At 76.9% G+C, this 12,423-nt stretch carries 11 protein-coding genes; 5 read left to right on the top strand and 6 right to left on the bottom strand.

The annotated features are described in order from the left end of the window. Positions 1–351: 351 nt before the first annotated feature. Both ACR9E3_RS10895 and ACR9E3_RS10890 read right to left on the bottom strand, forming a co-directional pair. Positions 352–1,326, bottom strand: coding sequence for an aldo/keto reductase (locus ACR9E3_RS10895; RefSeq protein ID WP_460380249.1), 975 nt, complete (start codon positions 1,324–1,326; stop codon positions 352–354). A gap of 9 nt (positions 1,327–1,335) precedes the next feature. Next, entirely contained in the window at positions 1,336–1,821 is a 486-nt protein-coding gene (locus tag ACR9E3_RS10890) for a hypothetical protein (RefSeq protein ID WP_460380248.1), read from the bottom strand. 122 nt (positions 1,822–1,943) lie between these two features. Here ACR9E3_RS10890 and manB point away from each other — a divergent pair, with 122 nt between their 5' ends. Further along, positions 1,944–3,053, top strand: coding sequence for a mannose-1-phosphate guanylyltransferase (gene manB, locus ACR9E3_RS10885; protein ID WP_460380247.1), 1,110 nt, complete (start codon positions 1,944–1,946; stop codon positions 3,051–3,053). Beyond that, positions 3,046–3,981 (top strand): DNA-3-methyladenine glycosylase family protein, encoded by a 936-nt coding sequence (locus ACR9E3_RS10880; RefSeq protein WP_460380246.1) that lies wholly within the window; start codon positions 3,046–3,048, stop codon positions 3,979–3,981. The genes manB and ACR9E3_RS10880 overlap by 8 nt, the downstream gene beginning before the upstream one ends. On the opposite strand, the gene ACR9E3_RS10875 is transcribed toward ACR9E3_RS10880, so the two are convergent. From ACR9E3_RS10875 to ACR9E3_RS10860, 4 genes are all read right to left on the bottom strand, one after another. After that, positions 3,975–4,544, bottom strand: a complete 570-nt coding sequence (locus tag ACR9E3_RS10875) for an NUDIX hydrolase (RefSeq protein ID WP_460380245.1) — start codon at positions 4,542–4,544, stop codon at positions 3,975–3,977. The two genes, ACR9E3_RS10880 and ACR9E3_RS10875, sit on opposite strands and share 7 nt — an antisense overlap. Then, on the bottom strand, positions 4,541–5,890 hold the full coding sequence (locus tag ACR9E3_RS10870) for a coenzyme F420-0:L-glutamate ligase (RefSeq protein WP_460380244.1): 1,350 nt from the start codon (positions 5,888–5,890) through the stop codon (positions 4,541–4,543). The genes ACR9E3_RS10875 and ACR9E3_RS10870 overlap by 4 nt, the downstream gene beginning before the upstream one ends. A gap of 30 nt (positions 5,891–5,920) precedes the next feature. Then, complete coding sequence (gene cofD / locus ACR9E3_RS10865) at positions 5,921–6,886, bottom strand: 2-phospho-L-lactate transferase (protein ID WP_460380243.1); 966 nt, start codon at positions 6,884–6,886, stop codon at positions 5,921–5,923. Positions 6,887–6,968: 82 nt separating this feature from the next. Further along, entirely contained in the window at positions 6,969–7,739 is a 771-nt protein-coding gene (locus ACR9E3_RS10860; RefSeq protein WP_460380242.1) for a site-2 protease family protein, read from the bottom strand. Positions 7,740–8,044: 305 nt separating this feature from the next. Here ACR9E3_RS10860 and ACR9E3_RS10855 point away from each other — a divergent pair, with 305 nt between their 5' ends. The 3 genes from ACR9E3_RS10855 (at position 8,045) to ACR9E3_RS10845 (ending at position 12,423) form a co-directional block, all read left to right on the top strand. Next, complete coding sequence (locus tag ACR9E3_RS10855) at positions 8,045–8,314, top strand: WhiB family transcriptional regulator (RefSeq protein WP_345417173.1); 270 nt, start codon at positions 8,045–8,047, stop codon at positions 8,312–8,314. A 111-nt stretch (positions 8,315–8,425) separates the two neighbouring features. Beyond that, positions 8,426–12,001: a glycosyltransferase gene (locus ACR9E3_RS10850; protein ID WP_460380241.1), complete on the top strand. Its 3,576-nt coding sequence runs from the start codon at positions 8,426–8,428 to the stop codon at positions 11,999–12,001. Between the two features lie 32 nt (positions 12,002–12,033). After that, on the top strand, positions 12,034–12,423 hold the full coding sequence (locus tag ACR9E3_RS10845) for a VOC family protein (RefSeq protein WP_460380240.1): 390 nt from the start codon (positions 12,034–12,036) through the stop codon (positions 12,421–12,423).

Raw genomic sequence — 12,423 nt, 5'->3', positions numbered from 1 at the left:
GTCCCGGCGTCTCGGCCACCGGCGCCCCGTGATCCGCCCCGGTGCTCCGCTGACCCTGTGACATCGGGTCAGAGGAGCACCAGGAGGGATCACGCCACGGCGACCGGTGCCCCGCGCACGATCGAGACGGCGGGGCGCCGGACGTGCCGGTCGCGACGCCGGCGGGGCACGGGCTGCGCGAGCGTTCCTGGTGACACTCTCGAGAGGTCATTCTGGAGAGCTCCCCGCGGGCGCCCGACCCGCGCGGCCCCACCCGGGAGGCCCTCTCCGGCGCCCCCCGGGGAACGGCCATCCGTACGACGCCGACGACCGGCGCGCCGCCGGTCGACCGACGGCCGTGGCGGGCGGACCTCAGCGCTCGATGAGGCGCATCTGCTGCTCGCTGTGGTGCCCACCCTCGGGCGGGGTGAGGTCGTCGAGGCGGCGCACCTGCTCGTCGGTCAGCACGACGGCGTCGGCGCCGACGTTCTCCTCGAGCCGCTCGACGCGCTTGGTGCCCGGGATCGGGGCGATGTCGCCACCCTTGGCCAGGAGCCAGGCGATGGCCACCTGGCCCGGTGTCGCGTCGACGTCCGTCGCCACCGCCGTCACCTCGTCGACGAGGGCGAGGTTGCGCCGGAAGTTCTCCTCGGCGAAGCGGGGGTTCGAGCGCCGCATGTCGTCGGCGTCGAGGTCGTCGACCGACCGCACCTGCCCGGTGAGCAGGCCGCGACCCAGCGGCGAGTAGGGCACGAGGCCGATCCCGAGCTCGCGCAGCAGCGGCAGGACCTCGTCCTGGTCGCGGGTCCACAGCGAGTACTCCGACTGCAGCGCGGTGATCGGGTGCGTGGCGTGGGCCCGGCGGATGGTGTCCAGCCAGGCCTCGGACAGCCCCAGGTACCGGACGGTGCCCTGCGCGACCAGCTCGCCGAGGGCGCCGACCGTCTCCTCGATCGGGACCTGCGGGTCGACGCGGTGCTGGTAGTACAGGTCGATGTGGTCGACGCCGAGCCGGCGCAACGAGCCCTCGACCGCGGTGCGGATGCTCTCCGGGCTGCTGTCGGGGGAGCCCTGCGGCCGACCCGTGTGGGAGATCAGCCCGAACTTCGTGGCCAGCACGACCTCGTCGCGCCGCCCGGCGATCGCGCGGCCGACCAGCTCCTCGTTGACGTACGGGCCGTAGACCTCCGCGGTGTCGATCAGGGTGACGCCGAGGTCGAGGGCGCGGTGGATGGTGCGGACGGACGCGTCGTCGTCCTGCCCGGCGCCGCTGTAGGCGGTGGACATGCCCATGGCGCCGAGGCCGATGCGCGACACCGTGAGGTCGCCGAGCTTCGCGGTCTGCATGCGGGAGTCCTACCCGCCGAAGAGGCGCCGCCACCAGGGTCGCCGGCGCTCGTCCGCCGGGGTCTCGTCACCACGGCCGGAGCGGTCGCCGGAACGGTCACCCGACCGCCCGGTCCCCGGGCGCCCCTCGTCCGGGGCGCCGTCGTCGCCGTCGGTCGGCGTCGGGAACGGGCTCGCCGGGAACGGTGACGTCCCGGGGTGGCTCGCCCCGCGGGCCCGGAACCGCACCGTGCGCGCGTCGTCCGGCTCCTCGCGGGAGACGATCGGGCGCCCGTTGCCGTTGGCGTGCCCGTTCCCGTGCGGGATGCGCTGGGTGAGGTCCGGGTCCTGCGGCCCGGCGCGCGAGGCGAGCCCGTGCGGGAGCACCGTGGTCGCCGAGGCGTCGAACGGGGAGACCGCCGTGTCCGGCGTGATGACGTCCTCGTCACGCTCCGTGGCGCGTTCGTGGGCGTGCGCGATGGCCTCCTGCGCGCGCTCCCACGCATTCGAGCCCACGGTGACCCTCCTGCTCGTTCCCCCGACGGGCGGGCCGACACGGGGTGATCCTCCGAACCGCCCCGGGAGGGTCCACACTATCGCCCGCAGTCACGATTCGTCATCGACGTGGGGGGTCACGGGTGGTGCACACGGAGGACACGGCGGACATCGACCCGGCCAGGACGGCCGCCATCGTGCTCGTCGGTGGTCAGGGGAGCCGGCTGCGGCCCCTGACGCTGAGCACGCCGAAGCCCATGCTGCCGACGGCGGGGGTGCCCTTCCTGGCGCACCTGCTGTCGCGGATCGCGTCGGCCGGCATCCGCAAGGTCGTGCTCGGCACCGCCTATCGCGCGGAGGTGTTCGAGGCCTTCCTCGGCGACGGGTCGGCGCTGGACCTCGATCTCGAGTGCTGCCCCGAGCCCGAGCCGATGGGCACCGGCGGCGGCATCCGCTGGGCGGGGAGCGCGCTGGACGCGTCCTACGACGAGGTGGTCGTGTTCAACGGCGACATCCTCTCCGGTGTCGACGTGCGCGCGGTCGTCGCCGAGCACCGCGCCGCGTCCGCCGAGGCGACGCTGCACCTCGTGCGCGTGCCCGACCCGACCGCGTTCGGCTGCGTGCCCACCGACATCGACGGGCGCGTCACCGCGTTCCTCGAGAAGACGCTCGCGCCGCCGACGGACCAGGTCAACGCCGGGTGCTACGTCTTCCGGCGCGAGGTGCTCGACGCGATCCCGTCCGGGCGGCCCGTGTCCGTGGAGCGGGAGACGTTCCCCGGCCTGCTCGCCGGCGGCGCGCGGCTGCAGGGCCACGTCGAGTCCTCGTACTGGCTCGACCTCGGCACGCCGGCGTCGTTCGTGCGCGGCAGCGCCGACCTCGTGCAGGGCGCCGCCCCCACCGCGGCGCTGCCCGGCCCGGTCGGCACGGCGCTGCTGCTGCCCGGCGCCAAGGTGGCGCCCTCGGCCTCGCTCACCGACGGGACGACCGTCGGCGCCGACGTCCAGATCGGCGAGGGCGCGCGGGTGTCCGGCTCGGTGCTCATGGACGGCGCGCGGATCGGCGACGGCGCGGTCGTCGAGCGCTCGGTGATCGGACCGGCCGCGTCGATCGGCGACGACACCGTGGTCAGCGACGCCGTCGTCGGCGAGGGCACCGCGGTCGGGGCGTCCTGCGAGCTGCTGGCGGGCGTGCGGCTCTGGCCCGGTCTCGTGATCCCCGACGGCGGCGTGCGATTCTCGGGTGGTGCCTGAGGTCCTCGCTCCCGGAGCCGAGCGGACCTGGCGTCCCGACTTCGTCCTCGACCTGCGCTCGCTGGTCGCGCCGCTGCGCCGCGGGCGGGGGGACCCGACGTTCCACACCGAGCTCGAGGGTCCCGACGGCGGCGTCCTCTGGCGGTCGACGCCCACCCCGGAGGGCCCGGCCACGCTCGCGCTGTCGCGCCGTGACGGCGAGGTGCGCGCCCGCGCCTGGGGTCCGGGCGCGGCGTGGGTCGTCGACGGGGTGCCCGCCCTGCTCGGGGCGGACGACGACGACTCCGGCTTCGTCGGCCACCACCCGCTCGTCGCCGAGACGCGCCGGCGCATGCCCGGCCTGCGCCTCGGCGCGACGCGCACCGTGTGGGACCAGCTCTTCCCCGCGATCCTGGAGCAGAAGGTCACCGGGACCGAGGCGCGCCGGTCCTGGCGCGAGCTGTGCTGGCGGTTCGGCGAGGACGCGCCCGGCCCGACGCCGCGGCGGATGAAGCTGCCGCCCACGCCGCGGCGCATCCGCGAGGTGCCCGACTGGGAGTGGCACAAGGCGGGCGTCGACCAGAGCCGCCGCCGCGCGATCCTCGCCTCGGCCACCGTCGCCCACCGCCTGGAGAAGGCCGCCGAGCTGCGCGGCGAGGCCGGGCGGGCCCTGCTGCAGAAGATCCCCGGCGTGGGCGTCTGGACCGCCGCCGAGGTCGCCCAGCGCTCGTGGGGCGACCCGGACGCCGTGAGCGTCGGCGACTTCCACATCCCGACCGTCGTCGGCTGGGCCCTCGTCGGGCACAAGCTCGACGACGCCGGCATGCTCGAGGTCCTCGCCTGCTACGCCCCCCAGCGCCAGCGTGCGGTGCGGTACATCGAGGCCTCGGGCTTCCGCCGCCCGCGCTTCGGGCCGCGCTTCTCGCCGAAGGACTACCGCGGCTACTGAGCCAGCGCCCGGCCGAAGGCGACCTCGTCGGGCAGCTCGGTCAGCGGCCACCAGCGCAGATCCAGCGACTCGTCGCTGATCGCCTCGACGGCGCCCGCGGGCGCGTGCGCGACGAAGCGGACGTCGAGGTGGCGGGTCGGCACGCCGAGCGAGCAGGTCAGGGCGTGCACCTCGACGTGCACCGGGTCCGGGTCGAGGACGAGGCCGGGGATGCCGGACTCCTCGGTCGCCTCGCGCAGCGCGGCGCCGGCCAGGGTCGTGTCGCCGGGCTCGACGTGCCCGCCGAGCTGGATCCAGGCGCCGACGCGCGGGTGCAGGGTCAGCAGGGCGCGCTCGCCGGCGGCGTCGAGGACCAGCGCCGACGCCGTGAGGTGGCCGGGCGCGCAGGACCGGGAACAGGCGTCGGGGCGGGCGTCGAGGTAGGACAGCAGCGCCTGGCGCACCGAGTCGAGCTCGCGGCTCCCGGTACGCCAGCGGTCGAGCACCGCGCGGGCGTCGGCGTGCACGGCGGCCGTGGTGACGGCGGCGCGGGTCGTCGCGGCCAGGGTCGGCTCGGTGCTCACCGGATCTCCACCCAGCGGTCGTCGGCCACGAGCTCGCCGCGCGGGGGCGGGGTGCTCGCGGGGTGCCCGACGGCGACGGCGCCGAGCGGCTCCCAGTCGCCGGGCAGCCCGAGCTCGGCGCGGACGACGTCCGGGGCGAAGATCGTCGACGACACCCAGCACGACCCCAGGCCCTCGGCGGCGAGCGCCACGAGCAGCCCCTGGACCGCGGCGCCCCCGGCGACGGTGAACATCGTGTGCTCGGCGGCGGCGCGCCGGGCGTCCGGGTAGGGGTGCGCCCCCTCGGGCACCAGGAACGGCAGCACGACCGCGGGCGCGCTGCGCAGGATGTCGCCGCGGGCCACGCGCCGGGCCACGGCGTCCTCGCCGAACCCGTCGCCGCGCAGGTCCGCCCGCCACGCCTCCGCCATGGCGTCGAGCAGGCGGGCGCGCACGTCGGCCGAGATCAGGTGCACGAACCGCACCGGCCGGGTGTGGTGCGGGGCGGGCGCGGTGAGGGCGGCGGCACCGGCGCGCCGCAGCGCGGCGGGTTCCACGGGGTCGGGGGCGAAGGCCCGCACCGACCGCCGCGCCGGCACGGCGTCCCGGCGGCCCCGGGCGAGGGCCTCCTCGGTCCCCAGCCAGAACAGGTCCTCCTCCACGGGGCGCACGAGGTCGGCGCCGCGCGCGGTCTCCGACCGCAGGGCCGCCGGCAGCCCGCGGACGACCGCGACCGGGACCCCGCCGAGCTTGCCCTTCACGAGGTCCGCGGCCGCGGCGACCTCGTCGGCCACGGCGACCTCGGTGACCACCAGCTCGTTGCCCTGCGCGTCGACCGCGCCGGCGTAGGCGTGCACGACCTCGAGGCCCGCGGCCCCGATCGCGGCGTCGGTCTGCCCCGTGCGCCAGGTGCGGCCCATGGTGTCGGTGACGACCACGGCGACGTCGACCCCGAGCGCCTCGCGCAGCGCCGCGCGCAGGGCGGCCGCCGAGGCGTCGGGGTCGGCGGGCAGCAGCGCGACCTCGTCGCCGGCGATGTTCGAGGCGTCGATCCCCGCCGCGGCCTGCACGATGCCCAGCGGGTTGGCGACGATCTTGGTGCGGCCCTTCGTGGCCAGCAGCCGGACGGTCTCGCGGTCGATCAGCGCCCGCCGGGCGGCGTCGCGCTCGTCGGGGTCGGACGGGACGGCGACGAGGCGTCCCTCGACCTTCGAGAGCACCTTCGAGGTGACGACGAGGACGTCGCCGTCGATCAACGTGCCCTCCAGGCGGGCGGCGAGCGCCCCGGCCAGGTCGTCGCCGGGGCGGAACTCCGGCAGACCCCCGACGCCCCAGAGGGTCAGGCCCTCGGACGCGTGGTCAGTCATCGTCGGTTCGAGCTCCCGCTTCGCTTCGTCTCACGCACCGGCGACCTCGTAGGCCGCCCGCACCATCGCCGCCGTGGTGTCCGGGTCGGTCATCATCAGCGGCACCTCGCGGACCTCGACGCCCGGCACCTCGGCGCCGTCGCCCGGCGCCACGAGCCAGCCGTCGAGCAGGCCACCGGTGGACCGTGACCCGTACCAGCGCCCGACGCCCTCGGCGCTGACCGGCACGTCCACCGCCGCCAGGCAGGCCTCGGCCATGCCGCGCACGGCGTGCCCGCCGACGATCGGCGACACGCCGACGACCTTCCCGGGCGCCGCCGACAGGGCGGGGCGCATGCCGGGGACGTCCACGATCGTGTGGACGCTGACCACCGGGTTGGACGGCGCCACGAGCACGACGTCGGCCTCGGCGACCGCGGCGAGCGCCGCGGGGCAGGCCGTCGCCTGGTCGCGGCCGACCGAGGCGAACGAGTGCGCCGTCGGCGCGGCGCGGTGGCGCACCCACCACTCCTGGAAGTGGATGGCGCGCCGGGCGGGTGGGTCGTCGGCGCTGTCGGGGTCGTCGACGACCACGTGGGTCTCGATGCGGTCGTCGCTCGCCGGGATCAGCTCGACGCCCGGCGCCCAGCGGTGGCACAGCGCCGCGGTGACCTGGGAGAGCGGGTAGCCGGCGCGGAGCATCCGGGTGCGCACGAGGTGGGTGGCGACGTCGCGGTCGCCGAGGCCGAACCACGTCGGGTCGGCGCCGTAGGCCTCGAGCTCCTCGCGCACCGACCAGGTCTCCTTGGCGCGGCCCCAGCCCTTCTCGGGGTCGATGCCCTCGCCGAGCGTGTACATGCACGTGTCGAGGTCGGGGCAGACGCGCAGCCCGTGCAGCCAGATGTCGTCGCCGACGTTGACCACGGCACGGATCGTGTCGCCGGGTGCGGCCGCTGCCTTGACGCCCTGCAGGAAGCGCGCGCCCCCGACACCGCCGACCAGAACGGTGACCTGCACCCCGAACTCCTCTCTCGGTTCCTGGCGACGATCGTCCTCCCCGGGACCGACAGCGGCGTGCCGAGGGTCCGGAGGGCCGGTGTCAGCGCGACAGCAGCGCCGTGAACTGCGCGCTGCCGAGGGAGGCGGCCGAGCTGTCTCCGCCGACGAGGCCGAAGAGCGCGTCGGCGACGGTGAACAGCAGCGACGACGCGCCGGGCAGCAGGAACAGCAGCAGGATGATCGCGAACGGCGCGTAGGGCGCGATGCGCGCGGCGCCTGCCCGGGTGGAGTACGGCAGGTAGGGGTCGATGACGCCCCAGCCGTCCAGGCCCGGGATCGGCAGCAGGTTCAGCACGAACGTCAGGACCTGGATCAGCCCGAGGAAGGACAGCGCGGCGGCGAGCGGCAACGGCGGCGCGGTGAGCGCGACACCGATCCCGATGAGGGCCGCGAGCACGAGGTTCGCCACCGGACCCGCGAGCGAGACCGCGCTGATCGCGGGGCGCGAGCGCAGGGCCGCGCGCTGGATCCACACGGCCCCGCCGGGCAGCGGGATCCCGCCGATGAGCAGGAACAACAGCGGCAGCACCAGGGTGAGGCCGATGTTGGCGTAGCGGCGGATGTCGAGGGTCAGGTAGCCCAGCGCGCGCACCGAGTGGTCGCCGCAGCGGTCGGCGGTCAGCGCGTGGGAGAACTCGTGCAGGCACAGGGACACCGCCCAGCCGGCGAGGACCAGCAGGACGGTGCCGCCGATGACCGCGCCCCGCGACCCGAGGAGGGTCAGGGCGCCCCCCGCGGCGGTGAGGGCCACGAGCACCAGGAAGATGGGGCTGACCGGGGAGCGAGCGCGCAGGCGTGAGCGGGGGGCCACGAGGACCAGTGTCCCCGAAGCGGTTCGGGCCTTCGTTGCTACGGATAGCGCATGACGCTCACCGCACGTGACGACCGGTCGTCGCGACATGCGGCTATCCGGGGCCCCGAGCTTGACCCGGATGGAACGACACCGGTGTAATTCCTACGCGATGACACGTCGGTGCGGGGCCGACGCCTCGTCCGCTTGCGGGGGCCGGGGGGAGTCGAGACGAGGGAGGCGTCGTGAACGGTGCGGAGAGCGGGTCGGTGGTGCTGGGTAGTCAAGGATTCGAGACGCACGGTCCGGGCAGGTCGCCGGTCGGGATGAGGGACGTCCTGTCCGAGCTCGCCATGGTGACCGAGGACGAGCAGGAGTGGCAGGAGCGCGCGCTGTGCGCGCAGACCGATCCCGAGGCGTTCTTCCCCGAGAAGGGCGGCAGCACCCGGGAGGCCAAGCAGATCTGCAACAGCTGCGAGGTCCGTACCGAGTGCCTCGAGTACGCGCTCGGCCACGACGAGCGGTTCGGGATCTGGGGCGGCCTGTCCGAGCGTGAGCGGCGCCGTCTGAAGCGCCGGGCGGTCGACGCCGTCTGACCTCCGGCCCGGGACACCCCGGGCGGAGCGGCCGTCGCCGGGGCCCTAGTCTCGGTCGGCGGACCGCAGCGTGGGCGCCCTCGGGTGGTGGCCCGAGGGGAAGGACGGCACGTGGCTCGACCCTCCCCACCGGCACCCGTGCTGGCCGTGCTCGTGTGCCACGACGGTGAGTCCTGGCTCCCGTCCACCCTCGACGCCCTGGCGCGCCTGACCCGCCGTCCGCGCTGGGTCATCGCCGTCGACACCGGCTCGACCGACGGCACCGCCGCCCTCCTCGCGTCGAGCAACCAGGTCGACGTCGTCCTGCGGATGCCGCACGACACGGGGTTCGCCGAGGCCGTGCACACCGCCGTCGACGACGCGGACCGGCGGTGGGGACGCAACGCCGAGTACGGCGAGCGGGGGTCGGGTGACTGGCTCTGGGTCCTCCACGACGACGCCGCGCCCGCGCCCGACTGCCTCGAGGTCCTGCTCTCGGTCGCCGACGCCTCCCCGTCGGCCGCCGTCCTCGGGCCGCTGTGCCTGGACTGGGACGACCCGCGGCTCGTCGTCGAGGCCGGTGTCTCCATCGACGCGTCCGGGTCGCGCCAGACCGGCATCGGTGCCGACGAGCTCGACCTCGGCCAGTTCGCGACCAACTCCGAGGTCCTCGCGGTCGGGTCCGCGGGGTCGCTGGTGCGCCGCCGGGAGTGGGACTCCCTGGGCGGCTACGACACGGCGCTCGGCCTGCTGCGCGAGGACGTCGACTTCGGCTGGCGCGTCAACCGCGCCGGCGGCCTCGTCCTCTGCGCCCCGTCGGCCCGCCTGCGCCACGCCCGCGCGCTCGCCACCCGCGTCCGCACGCTGGACACGGCGGGCGTCGACCCGCGCTACCGGGCCACCGACCGCGCCCACGGCGTGCGGACCTTCCTCGCGAACTGCTCGAGCCCGGCGTTCGTGCTCGGGCTCGTCCGGCTGCCCGTGCTCGCGGTGCTGCGCGCGCTGGGCCTGCTGCTCGTGCGCCGCGCCCGCGCCGCCGGGGCGGAGCTCGCCGGCCTGTCGCGGGTCCTGGGCTCCGGTCCCGGCATCGCGGACCTCGCCGACGCCCGCCGCCGGCGCAGCACCGGCGCGACCGCCCTGCCCCGCGAGCTGCGCGGTCTGCTGACCAGCCGCACGACCCGGCTGCGCAACGCCGTGCGCGGCGGGCTGACCTCCCTCGTGCGCGGCCGGCTGCGCGAGGAGCTCGACCTCGGCCGCCTGCCCGAGTGGGCCGAGCGCAGCTCCCGGGCGGACGCGCTCGACGCCGCCGGCGACGGGGGCCGGCGCGCCCCGGTGGTCGGGCCGGAGGCGCTGCCCGTCGGGGCCGCGACCGGTGTCCGCCGCCGGCGTGCCGCGGGCCTGCGCCGCCCCGGCGAGTCGCTGGCGGTCGCGCTCCCGGGCCCGCGGGCCCCCGTCGAGGACGCGCGGCCACCGACGGGGCCGGTGCCGGCGCCGTACGGCGCCGGCGGCGAGGCCTACGACCACGACCCCCCGACCGACCCCAGCGAGCGGGTCGTCGTCGTCCCGATCACGCCGGGCCGGGTCGCGCGCGAGCTCCTGCTGGCGCCGCCGCTGCTGCTCGTGGTCGGGCTGACGCTGGTCTCGCTGGCGACCCAGCGCGCCCGCCTCGGGCTCGGCCTGGCCGGCGGGCGCATCGCCGAGGTCCCGGGTCTGCGGGAGCTGTGGTCGTCGTACCTCGCGGTCTGGCACCCGGTCGCCGGCGGCACCGGGGCGCCCGCCGCGGCGTCGCTGGCCGTCCTCGGTGTGCTCGGCGCCCCCCTCGCGCCCCTGGGGGGACCGCCCGCCGCCGCGTCGCTGCTGCTGCTCCTGGCACTGCCGCTCGCGGGGCTCTCGGCCTACCTCGCGACGCGCGAGCTGCGGGTCGGGCGGGTGCTGCGCGCGCTGGCCGGCGCGGTCTACGCGCTGCTCGGGATCCCGGCCGGCGCGGTCGCCCAGGGCCGGCTCGACGGCGTCGTCGCCGTGGTGCTGCTGCCGCTGGTGCTCGCCGGGGTGATCGCCGTGCTGCGCGGCGTGCGGGTGTCGGGCCGGCGCGGGTCGTGGTGGAGCACCGCCGCGGGCACCGCGCTCGCCCTCGGCGTCGTGAGCGCGTTCGCCCCGCTGGTGCACCTGCTCGTGCTCGTCGTCGTGATCATCGGCTTCGTCCTGGTCCCCGCGCCGCCGAAGGCCGCCCGGCGCCGGGCGATGGCGCTGGCCGTGATCGTGGTGCTGCCGGTGCTGCTGCTCCTGCCCTGGGCGACGGCCCTGCTCGCGGGGCCGGAGGTCCTCCTGCACGGCACCGGCTCCCCGGTCGCGGAGCGGGTCGTGACGCCGCTGTCGGTCCTCTCGCTCGACCCGGGCGGCCCCGGCGTGCTGCCCTGGGTGGGCCTCGTGCTCGTGCTGCTCGCGGTGGGCGGCGCCCTGGTCGCCCCGCGCCGGGCCGCGGTGCCGGGGCTCGCGCTGCTGCTGCTCGGCGTCGTCGCGGCCGGGGTGGTCGGCTCCTTCGCCCTCGCCCCGCTCTCGGGCGGCGACCCGCGCCCGGGCTGGACGGGCCCGGCGCTCGCCCTCGCGGCCTGCGGGGCGCTGTGGAGCCTGCTCGCCCAGGTCGCCGCCGCCCGCACCGAGCCGCTGGGCCGGCTGCTCGGGCGCCGCGACCCCGCCGACCGCGCGGCGCGCGCGCCGACCCGCCGCGGCGAGTCCGAGCTGGACCTCGGCGGCGCCGGGTTCGGCGGACGGATCGCGGGCGCGGCGGAGCGCGCCGGCGCCGGGGTGACGGGGCTGGCGGCGCGCCTGCGGTCCCGCCGCGACGGCGACGAGCGCAGCGCGCGGGCGCGGGGCGTGGCGGTCCCGGTGGTCGCGACCGCGGTGGCCGCGCTGGCCGTCGTCACCGTGCTGGCCGGAGGCGTCGGGCCGCTGGCGGACACCCGGGCGCCGGCACTGGCGGCACCGCTGGCCGACGACCTCACCCGGGCCGACGCCGGCGTCGTCGTCGTCACCCGCGACGCCGACACCACCCGCCGCGCCGGACCCGCCCTGCCACGCTACGGCGACGACGACCTCGCGCCGGTCGGGGCGGCACCCGCTCGGCTGCAGCGCGACGTGCGCGCCCTGCTCTCCGGCGACCCCGCGACGGTGCAGGCCGGTGTCGCCGAGCTCGCGACCGCCGGCACCGGCGCGATCGTGCTGCCCGACGAGGACACCGCCCGGGCGGTGCGCGGCGCGGCCGGGCCGCTGCTCGGCGACGCCCCGCCGGTCTCCGACGGGCGCCCCACGGCCCGGGTGGCGCTGCCGGTCGCCGGGGCGGTGCTGCTCGAGCCGCCGGTCTCCGACGACGCCACCGACGGCCGGGCCGCCCCGCGTCGCCCCAACGGCCTCACCCCGGTCCCCTCGGACCTCCCGACCGTCGGTGTGCGGGTGTCCCCGGGCGCCGACCGCCGGCTGCTCGTGCTGGCCGCGGAGCAGGAGTCGGGCTGGAGCGCGACCGTCGGCGGCGCGCCCGTCGCCCCGGTCCCGGCCTGGGGGCACCTGGTTGGCGTGCCCGTCCCGGCCGCCGGCGGACCGGTCGTCGTCGACCGTGGCGACACCACGCGCCTGCTGCTCCTGCTCCTGCAGCTCGCGCTCGTGCTGTTCACGGCGCTGTCGGCCCTGCCGAGCCGCAAGCGTCTGGACTAGCGCTGTCGGGGGCCCGTCCTAGGCTCCGCCGTGTGTTCGATCACATGGGCTTCCCCTGCGGCGACGTCGAGACCTCCGTCGCCTTCTACACCGCGGTGTTCGCGCCGCTCGGCATGACCGTCGGGATGCGCATCCCCACCGGCCCGCCCGGCGCGCCGGAGGTCGTCGGGCTGAGCTCCGGTGGGCCGCACGCCGACTTCTGGCTCGCCCCCGGCGAGGCCGTCGCCCAGGAACTGCACGTCGCCTTCGCCGCGCCCGACCGGGGAGCGGTCGACGCCGTGCACGAGGCGGCGCTGGCCCACGGCGCCGAGGTGCTCCACGCGCCCCGGATCTTCCCGGAGTACCACCCGGGCTACTACGCCGTGTTCCTGCGCGACCCGGACGGCCACAACGTCGAGGCGGTGCACCACACCTTCGGCTGA

The sequence above is a fragment of the Actinomycetospora sp. C-140 genome, assembly GCF_054796175.1.
Note: the sequence above shows the minus strand (reverse complement) of the source record. Positions and strands in the feature narration are given on the sequence as shown.